The organism is Sediminibacterium sp. KACHI17, assembly GCF_040362915.1.
Classification (GTDB): domain Bacteria; phylum Bacteroidota; class Bacteroidia; order Chitinophagales; family Chitinophagaceae; genus Sediminibacterium.
In genome coordinates, this window is record NZ_AP029612.1 from 512130 (window position 1) to 530358 (window position 18229).

Here is an 18229-nt window from a genome sequence, read left to right on the forward strand (position 1 = left end):
TAATCATTGATCATGAAATATTCACAGCAGATAGGCATTGCAGCGGCATTAGTATTGTTGGGACTTTGTTTTTTACCCTGGACAATCATTGAAAGTAAGGGGTTGACGATTTCCGGATTTGCCGCAGAGGGTACAAGCTTTGGAAGACCCGGACTATTTCATGTTTTCTTTTGTACAGCCGCCATCTTGTTCTTTGCGATACCGCGTATCTGGACCAAACGAACCAATGTTTTTATAGGAGCTATTAATCTGGCCTGGGCTATTCGTAACTATGTACTGGTTTCAAGTTGTATGTTCGGAGAATGTCCGGTAAAACAACCGGCATTGTATGGTATACTTGCTTGTGCCATTATCATTCAAATCATGGTACTGTTCCCAAAGATGCCGGTGGTGAAGAGAGAAGAAGGGGAATAAGAAATTGAGAAATAAGAAATAAGAAATAAGAAATAAGAAATAAGAAATAAGAAACAAGAAACAAGAAATAAGGAAGTAATGAAGATCAGTTTCTTATTTCTTGTTTCTTGTTTCTTATTTCTTTATGTTATCATCCTAGTTTTCTCAATGATCTGTCAATGATGTCTACACATTCTATGATCTGATCTTTCGTGATCAGCAGGGGTGGGGCGAAACGAATTTTATCGCCATGGGTTGGTTTGGCTAAGAGTCCGTTTTCTTTTAGCTCGATACAAAGATCCCAGGCCGCTTCCGGATTGCTATGTTTGATCACAATCGCATTCAATAATCCTTTACCACGAATGGTTTCAATAAATGGCGATTGAAGCGCTGCAAGTTCTGTTCTCAATAATGCACCCATATCTGCTGCATTTTCGGCCATTCGCTCGTCCTTGAGTACTGTTAGTGCAGTAGTGGCAACTGCACAAGCCAGTGGATTTCCTCCATAGGTCGATCCATGTTCTCCTGGTTTGATATTCATCATCACATCATCATTCGCTAGCACGGCAGAAACAGGTAATACACCACCACTAAGTGCTTTTCCTAATATCAGAATATCAGGCTTTACATTTTCATGATCACACGCAAGCATTTTACCGGTACGGGCTAATCCGGTTTGAATTTCATCTGCTATAAATAATACATTATAGGCAGTACAAAGCTCTCTAACTTTTGTAAGGTAACCTTCATCTGGTACTACCACACCAGCTTCCCCCTGAATGGGCTCTACCATAAAGGCTGCCACATTTTTATCTTGGAATGCCTGTTCAAGTGCAATGATGTTATTGTAAGGTACTAATTCAAATCCGGGCATATACGGACCAAAACCTTTGTAACTACTAGGGTCGTTTGAAGACGAAATAGCAGCCAATGTTCTTCCCCAGAAATTGCCTTCTGCAAAAATGATCTTCGCTTTATTTTCAGCGACGCCTTTTTTTGTATAGGCCCATCTGCGTGCGAGTTTGATAGCAGTTTCTCCACCTTCTACACCGGTATTCATAGGAAGTACTTTCTCATATCCAAAATATGCTGTGATGAACTTTGCATATTCACCTAACAGATTGTTATGAAAAGCACGGGAAGTGAGGGTAAGTTTTTGCGCCTGTTCAATAAGACTGGCAATGATCTTTGGATGACAATGACCCTGGTTCACGGCCGAGTAGCCACTTAGAAAATCATAATATCTCTTTCCATCAACATCCCATAAAAAAACTCCGGCGCCCTTTTCAAGTACTACGGGTAAAGGATGATAATTATGTGCACCATATTGTTCTTCCAACTGCAAATACGCAGCTGTATTCGCTGATACTGATTGTGTAAGCATGACGATTATTTGAAATAAAATAAATAGACCACCTTCAATGGAAGGCATGAAAACAAAGCAGAAAAATCCTTAGCAACAAGGATGATCGAGGAAGTCTAAATTAAGGTGCAGGAAGTGCATAAATTGTTTTCTAGGTGCAAGATACAGTTATTTCTGCGATTCTGTCAAGCTCCCTTCTTTCATAGTAGGTCAAAATATTTCAGTGCCTATCAGTGTCCTCTGTGGCAAAAAACTTAATTTCATGGGATAACTAATTCGCTATGAAAAAATTCTTCCGCGGCTTACTCTGGACGATAGTATTGATCATCCTGAGTTTCAGTGCTTATGCGTTCATTTCCGGTAAGACCTATCTCTTTACCGCCGTTCGCTACAATTTTGCCAATATTGATGATTACGAGAAGTTTACCAATAATACGGTAGCCGTTTCTACGCCTCAGCCCTGGAAAAATGCCGCTAATTACAATCAGATCCCATACCCTGATTCACTGAATACTTTATTGGAAGAATTGAGTACTGTAGGATTGCTCATGATCCGAAACAATGAAGTGGTCTTTGAAAAGTATTGGAAAGGATATAATGATAGTTCCAGATCGGGATCATTCTCCATGGCAAAAAGTATCACTAGTCTATTGATCGGCGTAGCCCTGAAAGAAGGAAAGATCAAATCATTGGAAGAAACAGTGGGCACTTATCTTCCCGAATTCAAAGAAGGCGAAAAATCCGCAGTACGTATCATTGATCTGTTGACCATGAGCAGTGGAACGGATTGGAATGAATCATACTGGAATTTATTTTCGGTCACTTCTGAAGCTTATTACGGAACCGATGTATATGCAACAGCAACAGGTGTGAAAATGAAAGACAAACCAGGTACACTTCATTCCTATAAAAGTGGAGATACGCAATTGTTGGGATTGATATTGGAAAAAGCCACCGGTCAAAGTCTAAGTGATTATGCAGCTGAAAAATTATGGAAACCCCTGGGAGCGGAGCACCCGGCATTGTGGAGTACGGATCAAGAAAACGGACACATAAAAGCCTATTGCTGTTTTAATTCCAATACACGTGATTTTGCCCGTATTGGTAAGCTTATGTTGGATAGTGGAAAATGGAATGGAACGACAGTGATCGATAGTACTTATTGGGCCAATTCCATTAAACCCTGTGGCATCACAGACCTGAAAGGCGCAGCATGTGATTATTATGGATACCAATGGTGGATCGATCCGGTAAATCCTGAAATATTCTATGCCAGAGGTATTCTCGGACAATACATCATTGTGATCCCATCCAAACAAACCATCATCGTACGCCTAGGCGAAAAGACCTCTAAGATCCGCGAAAGAACGGTACCGAAAGAGGTGAGAGGGTTGATTGATTGGGGGAAGGGGTGAATCGTCAATTGTGAATTGTCAATTGTCAATTGAGAATGGTACTTAGTCAGCTATCAGCATGGTTTTTAGCACCCTTATAATTTGTACTCACCATTCACTACTGACTCCTCACTCGAATATACCCATTGACAATTGACAATTGACGATTCACCATTTCACTCTATTTTCGCATCCAAACATCAATACTTGGCACTTCCTCACGTTGCGATCGTTATTTTGAATTACAATGGAAAAAAGCATTTAGAAACTTTTCTTCCGACGGTGATCGCATCTACCTATACCAATCGATCCGTGGTCGTCGCAGACAATGCTTCTACAGATGGATCGATGGATTTAGTCAAAAACTTATTTCCTTCAGTCGAATGCTTATATAATCTTACCAATGAAGGTTTTGCGGGAGGTTATAATTGGGCTTTGAAGCATGTAAAAGCCGATTACTATGTACTGCTTAATTCCGATGTGGCCGTCACGCCGGGTTGGATCGAACCCATCATTGCACTGATGGAAACAGATGTCAAGATCGCGGCTTGTCAGCCAAAATTGCTTTCTTACCATCAACCCAATCTCTTTGAGTATGCCGGTGCATCAGGTGGATGGATCGATAGTTTAGGGTATCCTTTTTCCAGAGGCAGGATATTTGACGTTTGCGAACCCGATCAGGGGCAATACAACCAGCCCGAACCTGTGTTTTGGGCTTCCGGAGCAGCTATGTTTGTTAGAGCTTCTGTATATCATGAAATGGGAGGGTTAGACGGTAGCTTTTTTGCCCATCAGGAAGAGATCGATCTGTGCTGGCGAATGCAGCTGGCAGGGTATACCATTATGAGCTGTCCCGAATCTGTCGTATACCATGTAGGTGGGGGAACTTTACCGAGAGGGGGAAGAAAAGTTTTTCTGAATTTCAGGAATAACCTGCTGATGCTGAATAAGAATCTTCCTGTTGGTGAGAAACTCTGGAAATTGCCGGTACGATTTGGATTGGATGCGATCTCGGCATGGAAGGGGCTCCTAACGGGCGATCGGTCTTTTTTTACCGCGATCATGAAAGCACATATGGCTGTGATAAAGATCTGGTTAACGGGGAAAGCAGAAAAAAATACACATGTCAAAAAACCGATGAAAAGCTTACAGGGTGTGTATTCCGGAACGATCGTTTGGGAGTATTTTATCAACAAACGCACCCGTTTTCAGGAAATTATTCGCAGAAAGATTTTATAATAAGTTGTACTGCCTTATTTTTGCACAGCAATTCAAAATTATGTCGAACGAACAACAAGCCGCACAAGAAAAAGACTTTACCAGAAACTGGGTAAATTCATCACGTTTTCTTTTCTATCTGCAAGTGTTTTGTATCCTTGCTTTTGTATTGGGTGGATGTTATCGTCTGTACAATCAACGCTATAAAGGGAAACCTGATGTTGAAGTACAGAGCAGCAGTAAGTATACGCCTGAATACAAATAAAAAATCAACAAAAAATTTTGTCAGGAGTTGTAGAATCCTATTTTTGCACTCCCGATTTAGTTCTTATATCGATTGCGGAAGTAGCTCATTTGGTAGAGCACGACCTTGCCAAGGTCGGGGTGGCCGGTTCGAGCCCGGTCTTCCGCTCAGCAATCCCGTCCGTCATGCGTGACGGGATTTTTTTTACCACCTGCCCTGGTGGTGGAACTGGTAGACACGCAGGACTTAAAATCCTGTTCGCCGAAAAAGCGAGTGCGGGTTCGATTCCCGCCTGGGGCACAAAGCCACTCAACTTGAGTGGCTTTTTTATTTCCGCTCTATATCCCAACTTTTAACAATTCTCTGGTATGTAAAATTCAGTGATCTGCATTTCAAGAGAAACTACACAACATGAGGGCAATAACCATTCTTTTGTTGTTAATTTTTTTCTTGATTGGTTCATCTGCAAAAACGCAGATACCCTTTTTCAAAAAGTTGGCAGATTCTGCAAGTACTTTGTCCGGATACCTTGTTCAATATGATCTGACTTATTACAAAATCCCTTATCCTATGGGAGATATACCTTCCCATAAAGGTGTTTGCACAGATGTGATCATTCGGGCCTATCGTAAATTGGGTATCGATCTTCAGCAAGAGGTACATGAAGACATGCGTCGAAATTTTCATCTTTATCCAAAATACTGGGGATTGAAAACAACAGATCGTAACATCGATCACAGAAGAGTGCCCAATCTTATGTATTTCTTTTCACGTAAAGGAATTGTATTGCCGATTTCAAGAAATGCGGCTGATTACCATGCAGGAGATATTGTCTGCTGGCAATTGCCAAGAGGATTAAAACATATTGGGATGGTAGTACATCAGAAATCAAAAGATCAACAAAGACCATTGGTGATTCATAATATCGGAGATGGACAAGTGATTGAAGATGCATTATTCAATTTTCCGGTGATCGGACATTATCGATATGCACGATAGATCATAAGGACAAATGAAGGATCGGATAATCATTTCCTTGTCCATCTTTCTCACTTCTACCTATTTGCTTGAAACCCATTTTCAGATAAAATCCAACCGCCTGCTCATTTTGTTCGTTGACATCCACTGCATTGACTTTTAGTGTTTGAATAGCAAATTCAGTTAATTGTTTTCCAAGACCTTTGCCACGAATATTGGGATCTAAGAATAACATTTCTATCTTTTGATCAGCAACACCCAGAAATCCAAGAATTTTGTCTTCCTCATTTTTGGCGCAATACAGTTGCACCATGGGGAGGTAAACAGTCTCTACTTGTTCTCTTAAGTTTTCTGTAAAATCAGAAGGCAAAAAATGATGGGTTGCTTTTACTGATGCTTGCCATACATCTGTGACCTCTTTATAGTCCGACGGTTTAGCAGGAACAATTATCATGCAATGAAATTAAGTAATGGGTAACTTTTAAACAAGGCGCTAGTGAAAAAGGTCTATGCCTTTCTGTCAACTATCAACTGTTATCTATCAACCTTCTTTCCCTCCAAATGCTTTAAGTTTGTAACATGTCGATTATTCTATTTGATAATATCCAAAGAAACCGTTTATGGCCATTGACGCAAACCAAGGCTGTGGCTGCTTTGCGTATGGGTATTCTGACCATGGTGGAGAGATGGGAACTATTGACGGGTATGCAGGTCTTTGTGCATACTGAAGATTATTTACAAAATCTGTATGGTTATCCGGATGCAGGTGAACATATCTGGATAGATGCATCAGTAATTCCCGATAGGGCATTGGTAGATGTAGTAAAAAGCTTAGATCGGAACGATTGTTGGGCAGATGAAAACGGATTGATCATTGGTAAAACAGCTCTTTCTTTTGAAGAGTTTGATGCAGCCCAATCATTACAATATTTTGAGAACATACATGATCATGCAACTGCAGATCGTATACGTTATCCATGGGAGATGATCCATTGGAATGATCGGATGTTACGTTTTGATTTTGATGTATTGACGCATGGTAAAACATCCGCTGCTATTTCATCAACCAATCGATGTATACATCCTGAACATATTTTTATAGAATCGGGTGCAGTAGTGGAATATGCTATCTTGAATGCATCAACAGGCCCGATCTATATTGGTAAACATGCCACCATCATGGAAGGAACTTCAATACGCGGACCTTTTGCTTTGGGTAATCATTCCGTATTGAAAATGAACAGTCGCATTTATGGTGCTACAACGCTTGGACCCTATTGTATGGGGGGAGGAGAGATCAAGAATAGTATCATGAGCGGCTATTCCAATAAAGCGCACGATGGTTATATGGGTGATGCGGTGATCGGTGAATGGTGTAATTGGGGTGCAGGTACCAGCAATAGTAACCTAAAAAATACAGCAGGTGTCGTTAAAGTTTGGAGTGAGGCTGATCAGACATATTTGCCGGCCGGTTACAAATGCGGAGTGATCATGGGTGATTATTCAAGAACATCCATCAACGCTTCCATCAATACAGGATCAGTAATTGGGGTATCCTGCAATGTATTTGGGGAAGGCCTACTGCCGAATATCATTCCTGATTTCAGTTGGGGGTGTAAGGGGGTGAAATATAGGATGGATAAGGCTTTGGAGGATATCAATAACTGGAAAAAACTCAAAAACCAATCTTTGGGTGAAATAGAAAAGCAGATACTCATCACGCTCTCATCAAAATAATTTCAGTGTAGTTCAGCGACTTCAGTGCCAAATTAATTGCCACTGAATACACAGCGCGCACAGAAGAAAACTGTATTTTAGCGACTCCAAAAAAACTATAATGAGAAAGCAAATAGCAGCCGCCAACTGGAAAATGAACCTTACGATCACTGAAGGACAACAATTACTGGATCAGTTATTGTCTCACAGTTATGATCTGAATGAGAACAGACAAGTCGTATTTGCAGTGCCGGCTCCTTACTTAGCGATGGCGCAAGCTGCTGTGTCCGAGAAAAAGCATATCCATATTGCAGCCCAAAATTGTTACAATAAAAAGAGTGGTGCTTATACCGGAGAAACATCTGTGGTGATGTTGAATTCATTGGGTATCACACATGTAGTATTAGGGCATTCTGAGCGTCGCGAATATTTTCAGGAAAGCAATCAGTTTTTGGCTGAGAAAGTGAATATCGCATTGGAACATCAGATTACTCCCATCTTTTGTTGTGGCGAACCATTGCAGATCCGTGAAGCAGGAACTCAGAATGAATTTGTGGCCAAGCAACTGGAAGAATCATTATACCATTTATCTGCTGATGAATTAAAAAAAGTAGTGATCGCATACGAGCCTATCTGGGCTATTGGTACAGGTAAGACAGCTACAAGTGAACAAGCGCAGGAAATGCATGCTTATATTCGTCAGCAACTGGCAGCTAAATATGGCGATGCTGTAGCGCAAGAAATTACTATCTTATACGGTGGTAGTGTAAAAGCATCCAATGCCCAAGAATTATTTAGTCAGCCGGATGTAGATGGCGGATTGGTTGGCGGTGCTTCTCTGATTGCCGATGAGTTTAAAGTGATTATTGATTCTCTTAAATAGTATTCAGTGTATTTTGATGAACCGCAGATTTTTATGATTGATTATGATCATAATCAATCATAAAAATCTGCGTCCCATCCTTCTCTAACAATCATTTCACCGGTAAAACAACAGGTTCATAAGCATCTAACTGATCAAGATGCAACACAGTTTTAGTGCCATCTTCATTCGGATGATACATCGGTAAAAATTTCGCGCCGAAAATAAACTCTTCATAAGTATAAGAAGTACGCGACACAACCGTGTTTGATACGCTTTCATCAAATCCCTGAACAAATACCAATATTTCTGCTCTAGCATTGGTAAGGTCTTCTTTGGTAAAACCATAAATCGGACTGTCTTCATTGATCACATGAACCAATGTCCAGTTAGCTGTCATCGTATTGGCTTTGGCAATATCCAATGGCATATTATAAAACCGGTTTTTGCGTTGACCATCTTCTTCCACATGGATCGCCAACGTTAGTTTTACCTCCACATTCACCAGATAGTTTCTTGTATAAGGCACCATTCGAAACATCAATGCAATACCTTCTTTAAAAGGAGCGATGATGGCGTTCTTACTGTAACGTATATAAGCTTTTGGCTTTGAAAATCGCCCCCACATGATGCCGGTAGCAATGGCAAAGGTCATCAGCCCGGTCAATGCTTCCATGGAAGCCGTGAAACTGGCAGCAAATCCGATCGGATTAATGCGTCCATAACCAACGGTCGTAAAGGTTTGAGCGCTGAAGAAGAATACTTCTCCGAACAACTCGATTCCGGTTACTTCCATCAGTCCACCTAAATGATCGATCCCGATCAAAAAATAGATAGCGGTAAATAATAAATTGGTACTTACGAAATAGATCACGACTACTGTCAAAAAGTTGAACCAAGACATGGTCAGTAAAGAGTGGTAGATATTCAGCCTCTCCCAAAGGTTCATCCCCCTGACATCCATATTGGGATTACCGTCACGATTGAAAAATCGCCCACCACCACTTAGGGTAGTATTGGTACCAAGCCCTGTTTCATTGTTGATCTGGGCTTTTTTGTTGATCTTATTCAAAAACATAGTTATCAGGGACTTAGTACCCCTAATATAGCAAAATATGGCCTTGATCCGATTTTGTTGAATATCAGTGCGTAAACTGGCCTAAGCTTGTTCCTTGATTCTTCGGTCTTGTCCCTTTTCATCTTATCTTTGCGCCCTTATGAAGCAAATCAGGAATTTTTGCATTATCGCACATATCGACCATGGGAAAAGTACGCTGGCAGACAGATTGTTAGAGCATACCAAGACCATTACTGAGCGTGAGATGATGGACCAGGTACTGGATGATATGGACCTGGAACGTGAAAAGGGGATTACCATTAAGAGTCACGCCATTCAGATCAATTATAATTATAAAGGGGAGCAGTATGTGCTCAACCTGATCGATACTCCCGGACACGTGGATTTCAGTTATGAAGTGAGCCGTGCATTAGCGGCCTGTGAGGGTGCTTTATTGTTGGTAGATGCATCTCAGGGTATCCAGGCACAAACAATCAGTAATTTATACCTGGCGATTGAAAATGATCTGGAGATCATTCCTGTGATCAATAAGATCGATATGGATGGGGCTAAGATCCCTGAAGTAACAGATCAGATCGTTGATTTGATCGGTTGTAAACAAGAAGATATTCTTTTAGCAAGTGGTAAATCAGGAATCGGTATCGAAGAAATTCTGGAAGCCATTGTAGAACGTATTCCGGCTCCGGAAGGTGATCCTGAAGCGCCGCTACAAGCTTTGATCTTTGATAGTGTATTCAATAGTTTTCGTGGGATCATCGTTTATTACCGTATTCTGAATGGAGTATTGAAGAAAGGCGATAAGATCAGATTTGTGGCCAGTGGCAATGATTATTTTGCGGATGAGGTAGGTGTATTGAAACTGAGCATGACTCCTAAACAGGAAGTGCGTGCAGGGGATGTAGGATATATCATTACGGGTATTAAGAATGCCAAAGAAGTGAAAGTGGGTGATACCATTACACTGGCAAGTAATCCCGGTGAAATGATCCACGGTTTTGAAGAAGTAAAGCCCATGGTATTTGCGGGTATCTTCCCGGTGAATACAGATGAATTTGAGGAGTTGCGTGATTGTATGGACAAACTCCAATTGAATGACGCTTCACTCACTTTTGAACTGGAAACTTCGCAAGCCCTTGGGTTTGGTTTCCGATGCGGGTTCTTAGGGTTACTCCATATGGAGATCATTCAGGAAAGATTGGAACGTGAGTTCAATCAAACGGTGATCACAACCGTACCGAACGTAAGCTTCAATGCATACACTACCCGAGGTGAAAAGATCATCGTGAATAATCCGGCTGAAATGCCTGATGTAGTAAAGATCGATCGCATCGAAGAACCATTTATCAAAGCACAGATCATCACACTGCCTGATTATATCGGTAACATCATGACCCTTTGTTTGGGTAAACGTGGTATTCTCATCAATCAAAGTTATCTCACACCTTCACGTGTGGAATTGATTTTTGAAATGCCATTGACTGAGATCGTATTTGATTTCTACGATAAGCTGAAAAGTTCAACTCGTGGTTATGCATCCTTCGATTATAGTCCGATCGGCTATCGTGAAGCAGATATTGTGAAGATGGATATCTTATTGAACGGTGATAAAGTAGATGCTTTAAGTGCATTGATTCACCGCAGTCGCGCACAGGATTTTGGTCGCAGACTTTGTGAAAAACTGAAAGAATTATTGCCTAAACAGCAATTCCAGATCGCGATACAAGCAGCTATTGGCGCAAAAGTCATTGCTCGTGAAAACATCAGTGCGATGCGTAAGGATGTAACTGCCAAATGTTATGGTGGTGATATCAGCCGTAAGCGAAAACTGTTGGAAAAGCAAAAAGAAGGGAAGAAGCGTATGCGCCAAATTGGAAACGTAGAAGTGCCTCAGGAAGCGTTTTTGGCGGTACTTAAATTAGACTAATCTTTGATTTTTTGATCTGTGATTTTTGATTTAATTCTTGAAATCACAGATCAAAAAATCAAAGATTCCCTTTCTTTCTCGTTTGATCCGGATTCACCCTTCCATCGGGATTTACTTCTGTGATGTCTGCTTGATGTACCCATTTTCCACCGAGCCATTTGAATCCTTCAAAAGTACCATAGGGTACAAGGGTGTGTTTCTTTTTGTTATCACCTTCTTCACTCACCAGATGTGCCATTACGATCATATTTAATTCAGGATCATAATTGAGTTTGGCATTTGCATCTTTTTTGTATTCCAGGCAAAACCGAAAAGCGGGTTGTTTCGGTTTGATATCATCTTCACGATAATTAAAATAACGTCCGCCGAATTGAGGATTACCATTCACGTCAAAAGTTAATACCTCCATCCATTTTCGTGTGCTTCTGGCATCATTTTCATCATAACCGAAGAGGGTATAATATTTTCTGTTGTTATAACTGGTTTGTATGATGTTGTAATATACGGCACCGATCCAATTTTGATTGGTACGTACAGAATCAAACGGTGCTTCGGTGAATTTGGATGCATCAAATAATGGAATCAGTTTCAATGAGCCGTCACTGGTGCGCATTTGTATGGCTCCTTTCTGACGAAAATGATTCATGTCCTCCATTTGTATTTGCCAGGTGAAGATCCGAAAGCTACTATCAGGCGCGTATTGCTGTGAGATGGTGATCAAAGAATCAAAACGATAGCGAAAGGAATGCTGGGTACGTAGTGCTCTTACTAAACCACGTGTAAAAGCGCTGTCAGCTTTGAAACGATCAATGAATTGCTCTTCATTTAAAATAGCTGTGGCCAGAGGCTTGAGTTCATTTTCCATCTGTTGCAGTTGCATACGACCATCTTGCCCATGCAACGACAGTGATGTAATGATCAGAAAGAGTAAGAACAATCTTTGCTTCATACTGTAAAAATAACTCAATCGAAATGGTTCAATACAGTTTTAAGATTTTATTACAGACCTCTCAAATTTGATAAAGCTTCTGCAAAAGCAGGCAGATTTGAAAACCGAAGGTCAATATCCGGGTGAGGAAACGCAACTTCCGGATGGGTTGTGGCTACAAATACTGTATGCATACCTGCATTTCTGCCAAATCTCATATCGCTGGGTCTATTGCCCAACATGATACTTTTGGAAAGATCAATATCCGGAAAATCTTGTTGTGCCTGAAAAGCCATGCCCGGATTGGGTTTGCGATTGGGAGAGTCATCGGAAAGATCGGAGCAGAAATAGATCTTGTCAATACTACCACCGGCTTTTTCAATTTCAAGGTTCATGTGACTGTGGATCTCCTGAAGATCTTCCAAACGCATCAAGCCCTTGCCGACACCTTTTTGATTTGTGACAAGAACAATATACCGAAACAAAGGTCGGAGATAAGCCAATGCATTGACTACGCCATCATAAAAATGAAACTCACCCTTGTGTAAGATGTAATCATTGTTCTTTTCATGATTGATGACGCCATCTCGATCAAGAAATAAAGTCCAGTCTTTTGTAATATGCTCCAGTTGAAACATGTACCAATGCTTAGTCGTTAAAAATGGCCGCTTCTGTCAATTCGCAAATGATATGTCCGAGTAGGATATGACTTTCCTGAATACGCGGAGTAACAGTAGACGGAACATTGATCAAATGATCTGATAAGTCTTTCATTTTACCGCCGGTAGCCCCTGTGAAGCCAATGGTAGTGATACCCTTGGCACGCGCGGTTTCAAAGGCTTTTACGATGTTTGGAGAATTGCCCGAAGTGCTAAGGCCGATCAATACATCACCTTTTTCCATAGTACCATCTACCAGGCGACTGTAGATGTCATCATAACTATAATCATTCGCAACAGCAGTTAAGTACGAGGTATTGCAATGTAATGCGTCAGAAGGCAAAGCGCGTCTGTTCTTATAAAATCTGCCGGAGAATTCAGCTGCTAAATGTTGCGCATCTGCAGCACTTCCTCCATTGCCACAAAACATCACTTTCTTACCGGCTTGAAAAGCGTGGATCACAGCATCAGTAGCGGCTTGTACTTTTTGCTGAAAAGAAGCATCGGATAAGATCTCTTGCTTAACAGAAATAGAAGCAGCGATGATATCATAGATTTTTGTTGCCATAGACTGTGATTTAATCGGTTATTATTCAGCGGCCAGACTGCGGATAGCACTGGTGAGTACTTCCCAGCTGTATTTCTTTTTCTCTTCGCGAAGATGAAATAAAAAATGGTCTTCTCCTAAATTGTATAGTCGCTGAATGCCATCTGCGATCGCTTCAGGAGTTGGTTCCGTAACGATCCCTGCTTTTTCATGAGGTACCATTGCGGGTAAAGCCCCCACATTGGTTACCAACATGGGTTTTTCAAAATGATAGGATAGAGGTGTGATGCCAGATTGAGTGGCATGTTTATACGGCTGTATCACAAAATCTGCAGCACATAGATACTTTCTCACTTCACTGTCCGGAATAAAATCGGTTTTGAGTATCAACAGATCTCTGATCTTCAGTTCATCGATCAATGCATCATATTTTGCCTGATCTTCATAAAACTCCCCGGCGATCAGTAATCGCGGTATCATTATTCCATTTTGCTTGAGTAATGCCATTGCTTTGAGCAATAAGTCCAGCCCTTTATATGCTCTGATAAAACCAAAAAATAAAATGATGCGTTCTTCCTTTGGAAGATTTAGCAGCAGTCGTGCTTCTGTTTTAGAGATGGCTTCCCCAAAATTGTCATACAAAGGATGAATGACAACTTCAGCAGGTTTATTCGTAAAGGTTCTCAGGTCTGTAAATACTTTCTCACTCAGGGTAATGAAAGCATGGATCGGTTGAATAAAGTATCGTGTGAATGCATGATCACCCGGTCTTTTTTCATGTGGTATCACATTGTCTGCAATACAGATGATCTTTGTGTGACGATTTTTTTTAACTCCTCTTAAGATCGTACCTAAACATGGACCCATGAAGGGTAACCAATATCGAACAACGATGAGGTCGGGACGTTCTTTTTGTATTTGTTTTCCTACCCTGATCCAATTGAATGGGTTGATGGAATTGATCACACTTTTGATCTGCAGGTCTTTTGGTTCAGGCTCATTACCATATTGCGATTTGCCTGGAAACAGTAGGGATGGGTATTGTAAGGAGAAACTATAGATGGTTACCTCATCACCTTCAGCTTGAAATTGTCTGGCCAGTCTTTCATTGAAAGTAGCAATACCACCACCTCTCAGTGGCCAGGCGGATCCTATGATGATGACTTTTTGATTCATCCAAAAGGGAAGATAGGTTATTCCAGTCCGGAAGTTTCTTCGATCAAATACACATTTCTTTCGAAAGCATTGCGTGCGATCAATTCTGCAACAAATCCTGTTAGGAACAATTGCATACCAATGATCATTGTTGTAAGTGCGATATAAAAAGAAGGTCTGTTGGTCAAAGAAAAATCCGACGATAAAAATTTAGAAATGATCAATGAAATACTGGCAATCAAACCGATCAAAAACGATAGGGTTCCTAAAAGCCCAAAGAATTGCATCGGTCTTTTACCAAATTTTCCAAGGAACATAATGGTAGCAAGATCTAAAAAGCCGTTTATAAATCTTTGCCAACCGAATTTACTCGTGCCATATTTACGTGGACGATGTTCTACTACCTTTTCACCAATTCTTTTAAATCCACTCCATTTCGCTAGAATAGGAATATAGCGATGCATTTCTCCATAGACTTCAATGCTCTTGACTACTTTCTTACGATAAGCTTTTAGTCCGCAATTGAAATCATGCAAGCGTATTCCCGAGCTGCCTCTTGCAACAGCGTTGAATAGTTTGGATGGGATATTTTTGGTGAGGGTATTATCGTAACGCTTTTTCTTCCATCCGCTTACCATGTCATAACCCTCTTCAAGGATCATACGTCTCAGTTCTGGAATTTCATCGGGAGAATCCTGCATATCAGCATCCATGGTAATGATGACATCTCCTTGTGCCGCTTTAAAACCTTCATTCAAAGCTGCGGATTTGCCATAATTACGCTGAAACTTGATGCCTTTGAAACATGAATTCTTACTGCCAATTTCCTGAATTACAGACCAACTATTGTCCGTGCTGCCATCATCTATCAAGATGACTTCATAGCTATAGCCGTGTTTGTTCATGACAGATTCTATCCACCCGCATAATTCGGGCAGTGATTCATCTTCATTCAGTAGTGGAACGACTATTGACAGATCCATAAATGATTTTATAATTGGTCTTCGAATTTAGCTTCTCTTCTGATCACTAAGCTGATCAGTAATGATTTCACAAAGTTCCAGATTAAAGTAATACCCAGTCCTAAGAATATTTGTTTGAAAGAAGTATGCTTGGGTTCAGCTTCAACCTTGCCCATGGCTTCTTCCATTTGTTGCTCGGTTGCGCCAAATGACTCCATCATTTTCATGGTTTTTTGCATGGTGATCTCCATCACTTTAGCAGTAAGATCAGGATCTACCAGGGCATATAACACATAGTTGCCAATAGCTTCGATCAACGCATAGATCACATAAGCCAGAAAACTGAATTTAAGTGCTTCCTGAAAACTCAATAAGTTATCATTGCTTTTGCGCAATTTGATACCGACAATGATCAATGTAACGATTACGTAAGGAATAAAAGTGGTAATACCGGTGATCGATACAAAAGTATCCGTACTTCCGATAGACCATGCACCAAATGTAAGTGCGAGGTATATCAATCCGGTAATAATTCCGTAAGTAATGGCGGTTTGATTCAAGTTCGGTTTCATGGTTGTGTTGGTTTATGGTTGATGAAGCTGTCCTTTATGGATGGTGGCGATCACTGCTCCCTTCATGGTCTTATTTAAAAAGGCACTGTTGTTCGATTTGCTTTTCAATGTCTCTTTGGTAAGCGTACTTGAAACAGTTGTAGAGAACAGTGTCAGTTCTGCTTTTGCACCTTCCTGTATATGGGTCTGCGGTAATCCAAAAATATTACGGGCATTGATCGATAAAAGTGAAACGATCTGATCATTGCTCAATTCCGGTACAGATTCAACGAGTGCTGGTAATACGGTCTGCAGCCCCAGCATACCATAAGCTGCATATTCAAATTCACACGTTTTATGATCCCAATCCTGCGGAATATGATGTGAAGCGATACAATCGATAGAGCCATTTTTAACCGCAGCTCTTAATGCCATCATATCTTCTCTGGTTCTCAATGGAGGATTCACTTTGAGATTTGTATCATAAGTCTGTAAGTCTTCATCACAAAAGAACAAGTGATAAGGTGTGACACTACAAGTAATTTGTAAGCCTTCTTTTTTTGCTTCGTTGATCAATGCTACACTATTGGCAGTTGAGATACCTGTGATATGTAGCTTAGATCCGGTATATCTTAAGAGGTCGATATCCCGCTTGATAATCAGTTCTTCTGCCAAGGCAGGTAATCCGGGTAATCCTAGTCTGGTTGATACAATGCCTTCATTGATCAATCCTCCGGCACCAATACTTTTATCGATCGGCATTTGAATCAATACGCCATCAAATGCTTTCACATACTGTAAGGCCTTCAAAAAAAGACCGGGTGACTGTACAGGTTGTAGTCCATCAGAGAAAGCCACAGCGCCGCTGTTACGCATATCATACATTTCAGCGAGTGTTTGTCCTTCTTTGTTTTTGGTAATGGCTCCGATCGGAAGAATGCTGGCTGGTAAACATTGTGAACCGAGGCGTATATATTCTACTTGTGCTTTATTATCTGTAACAGGTTTATTATCCGCTAATGCAAAGACATGCGTGAAGCCACCGGCTGCTGCTGCAGCAGACATGGTGGCAAGTGTTTCTTTATATTCAAATCCTGGGTCACAGGCATGAGCGAAAATATCTACCCATCCGGATGAAATGATGAGTTGTTCGGTGGTGATCTCTTGGTCAGCTTTTGTGTTGATCTTATCAGCGATCTGAGTAATGATTCCATCCTCAATAAAAATATCTTTGACCTTTCCGTTGTGTGCTGAATGTGGATCGGCAACCTTTGCCTGCCTGATGAGGATCTTCATGTAGCGGGTATAAAATTTTGTGCAATATAACCTGAAATTTTCTTTTACCCCTATATTTGCAGCCCTAATCAAATCTGTGATTTTTTTGATCTCAGATCTTTGATTTGATGAGACGGGACGTAGCGCAGCCCGGTAGCGCGTTTGCATGGGGTGCAAGAGGTCGCTGGTTCGAATCCAGTCGTCCCGACGAAGAGGTTAAGTTGATGCTTGACCTCTTTTTTTTAGTTGACAGTTGACAGATGACAGGGGGACAATTTTTCAAAGTCAGATGTTGGATGTCTGATTGGTATATTATGAGTTATTCGTTAATGTAGGTTTTTATTAATAAGGATCTATTGAGAGGGGAACCTCATTTGTACTAAAAGCTACTCACCAACAGCAAAAAAAAGGCGAACAACAACTGTTCGCCTTTTTCTTTTCTATTTCTGTCAACTAAATACTGTCAACTGTCAACCCTCTAGAATCTCTCCAATTTAGAGAAGAAGAAATCTCCTTCAATCGCAGCGTTTTCATCGCTATCACTTCCGTGAACAGCGTTTTCGCCAACTGAAGCAGCATATAGTTTGCGGATGGTTCCTTCTTCAGCTTGTGCAGGATTGGTAGCACCAATCAGTTTACGGAAATCGGCTACGGCATTCTCTTTTTCAAGAATGGCAGCAACGATCGGGCCGCTGCTCATGAATTCAACCAATTCACCAAAGAAAGGACGCTCACGATGGATATCATAAAACAGACCTGCTTGTTCAGGGGTCAGACGAGTCCACTTCATGGCTTTGATGCTGAAACCGGCTTTCACGATCTGGTCTAAAATAGCTCCGGTATGTCCTTTAGCGGTTGCATCCGGCTTAATCATGGTAAAAGTTCTGTTGCTCATATTACTTGCTTTATCAATTTCGGCGGCAAAAGTACAGGAAAGCAAGGCGTTTTGTGGAGTTTATCACAGGAATTTTGTTAAATGGTA

General features: G+C 40.9%; 19 protein-coding genes and 3 tRNA genes. 11 read left to right on the forward strand and 11 right to left on the reverse strand.

Translation table 11 applies throughout. The annotated features are described in order from the left end of the window. Nucleotides 1-12 precede the first annotated feature (12 nt). Nucleotides 13-414, forward strand: a complete 402-nt coding sequence (locus ABXG83_RS02105; protein WP_353549846.1) for a hypothetical protein — start codon at nucleotides 13-15, stop codon at nucleotides 412-414. A 130-nt stretch (nucleotides 415-544) separates the two neighbouring features. Here ABXG83_RS02105 and rocD read toward each other — a convergent pair whose 3' ends face one another. Beyond that, nucleotides 545-1777, reverse strand: coding sequence for an ornithine--oxo-acid transaminase (rocD, locus tag ABXG83_RS02110; RefSeq protein WP_353549847.1), 1233 nt, complete (start codon nucleotides 1775-1777; stop codon nucleotides 545-547). Between the two features lie 260 nt (nucleotides 1778-2037). Here rocD and ABXG83_RS02115 point away from each other — a divergent pair, with 260 nt between their 5' ends. From ABXG83_RS02115 to ABXG83_RS02140, 6 genes are all read left to right on the forward strand, one after another. After that, nucleotides 2038-3171, forward strand: coding sequence for a serine hydrolase (locus ABXG83_RS02115; protein WP_353549848.1), 1134 nt, complete (start codon nucleotides 2038-2040; stop codon nucleotides 3169-3171). A gap of 186 nt (nucleotides 3172-3357) precedes the next feature. Then, nucleotides 3358-4389: a glycosyltransferase family 2 protein gene (locus ABXG83_RS02120; protein WP_353549849.1), complete on the forward strand. Its 1032-nt coding sequence runs from the start codon at nucleotides 3358-3360 to the stop codon at nucleotides 4387-4389. Between the two features lie 40 nt (nucleotides 4390-4429). After that, a complete protein-coding gene (locus ABXG83_RS02125; protein WP_178889509.1) occupies nucleotides 4430-4633 on the forward strand; it encodes a hypothetical protein in 204 nt (67 codons plus the stop codon). Between the two features lie 74 nt (nucleotides 4634-4707). After that, nucleotides 4708-4780: transfer RNA gene (locus ABXG83_RS02130), tRNA-Gly, on the forward strand. A 45-nt stretch (nucleotides 4781-4825) separates the two neighbouring features. Beyond that, nucleotides 4826-4912: transfer RNA gene (locus tag ABXG83_RS02135), tRNA-Leu, on the forward strand. Between the two features lie 111 nt (nucleotides 4913-5023). Beyond that, entirely contained in the window at nucleotides 5024-5611 is a 588-nt protein-coding gene (locus tag ABXG83_RS02140; protein ID WP_353549850.1) for a DUF1287 domain-containing protein, read from the forward strand. Nucleotide 5612: 1 nt separating this feature from the next. Here ABXG83_RS02140 and ABXG83_RS02145 read toward each other — a convergent pair whose 3' ends face one another. Then, entirely contained in the window at nucleotides 5613-6044 is a 432-nt protein-coding gene (locus tag ABXG83_RS02145) for an acetyltransferase (RefSeq protein WP_353549851.1), read from the reverse strand. 125 nt (nucleotides 6045-6169) lie between these two features. Between ABXG83_RS02145 and ABXG83_RS02150 the strand changes: the two genes are divergently transcribed. After that, nucleotides 6170-7327: a putative sugar nucleotidyl transferase gene (locus ABXG83_RS02150; protein ID WP_353549852.1), complete on the forward strand. Its 1158-nt coding sequence runs from the start codon at nucleotides 6170-6172 to the stop codon at nucleotides 7325-7327. A gap of 97 nt (nucleotides 7328-7424) precedes the next feature. Then, nucleotides 7425-8189, forward strand: a complete 765-nt coding sequence (gene tpiA, locus ABXG83_RS02155; RefSeq protein ID WP_353550751.1) for a triose-phosphate isomerase — start codon at nucleotides 7425-7427, stop codon at nucleotides 8187-8189. Between the two features lie 91 nt (nucleotides 8190-8280). On the opposite strand, the gene ABXG83_RS02160 is transcribed toward tpiA, so the two are convergent. Further along, nucleotides 8281-9240, reverse strand: coding sequence for an ion channel (locus tag ABXG83_RS02160; RefSeq protein WP_353549853.1), 960 nt, complete (start codon nucleotides 9238-9240; stop codon nucleotides 8281-8283). Between the two features lie 145 nt (nucleotides 9241-9385). Between ABXG83_RS02160 and lepA the strand changes: the two genes are divergently transcribed. Continuing rightward, the gene (gene lepA / locus ABXG83_RS02165; RefSeq protein ID WP_353549854.1) at nucleotides 9386-11170 is read left to right on the forward strand and encodes a translation elongation factor 4; all 1785 of its coding nucleotides are present in this window, start codon (nucleotides 9386-9388) and stop codon (nucleotides 11168-11170) included. Between the two features lie 58 nt (nucleotides 11171-11228). On the opposite strand, the gene ABXG83_RS02170 is transcribed toward lepA, so the two are convergent. Genes ABXG83_RS02170 through ABXG83_RS02200 form a run of 7 tightly spaced genes read right to left on the reverse strand, consistent with a single transcriptional unit; the run spans nucleotide 11229 to nucleotide 17268 of the window. Then, nucleotides 11229-12119, reverse strand: coding sequence for a hypothetical protein (locus ABXG83_RS02170; RefSeq protein ID WP_353549855.1), 891 nt, complete (start codon nucleotides 12117-12119; stop codon nucleotides 11229-11231). A 50-nt stretch (nucleotides 12120-12169) separates the two neighbouring features. After that, a complete protein-coding gene (locus ABXG83_RS02175; RefSeq protein ID WP_353549856.1) occupies nucleotides 12170-12736 on the reverse strand; it encodes an HAD-IIIA family hydrolase in 567 nt (188 codons plus the stop codon). A gap of 10 nt (nucleotides 12737-12746) precedes the next feature. Beyond that, on the reverse strand, nucleotides 12747-13325 hold the full coding sequence (locus tag ABXG83_RS02180; protein ID WP_353549857.1) for a D-sedoheptulose 7-phosphate isomerase: 579 nt from the start codon (nucleotides 13323-13325) through the stop codon (nucleotides 12747-12749). A gap of 21 nt (nucleotides 13326-13346) precedes the next feature. After that, nucleotides 13347-14480, reverse strand: coding sequence for a glycosyltransferase (locus tag ABXG83_RS02185; RefSeq protein WP_353549858.1), 1134 nt, complete (start codon nucleotides 14478-14480; stop codon nucleotides 13347-13349). Between the two features lie 17 nt (nucleotides 14481-14497). Next, nucleotides 14498-15442 (reverse strand): glycosyltransferase family 2 protein, encoded by a 945-nt coding sequence (locus ABXG83_RS02190; RefSeq protein WP_353549859.1) that lies wholly within the window; start codon nucleotides 15440-15442, stop codon nucleotides 14498-14500. Nucleotides 15443-15450: 8 nt separating this feature from the next. Further along, a complete protein-coding gene (locus ABXG83_RS02195; RefSeq protein ID WP_353549860.1) occupies nucleotides 15451-15993 on the reverse strand; it encodes a DUF4199 domain-containing protein in 543 nt (180 codons plus the stop codon). 12 nt (nucleotides 15994-16005) lie between these two features. Then, entirely contained in the window at nucleotides 16006-17268 is a 1263-nt protein-coding gene (locus tag ABXG83_RS02200; protein WP_353549861.1) for a dihydroorotase, read from the reverse strand. A 113-nt stretch (nucleotides 17269-17381) separates the two neighbouring features. Between ABXG83_RS02200 and ABXG83_RS02205 the strand changes: the two genes are divergently transcribed. Further along, nucleotides 17382-17455 (forward strand) — tRNA-Pro (locus ABXG83_RS02205). Nucleotides 17456-17725: 270 nt separating this feature from the next. On the opposite strand, the gene ABXG83_RS02210 is transcribed toward ABXG83_RS02205, so the two are convergent. Continuing rightward, nucleotides 17726-18142, reverse strand: coding sequence for a nucleoside-diphosphate kinase (locus ABXG83_RS02210; protein WP_322195937.1), 417 nt, complete (start codon nucleotides 18140-18142; stop codon nucleotides 17726-17728). Nucleotides 18143-18229: the final 87 nt, after the last annotated feature.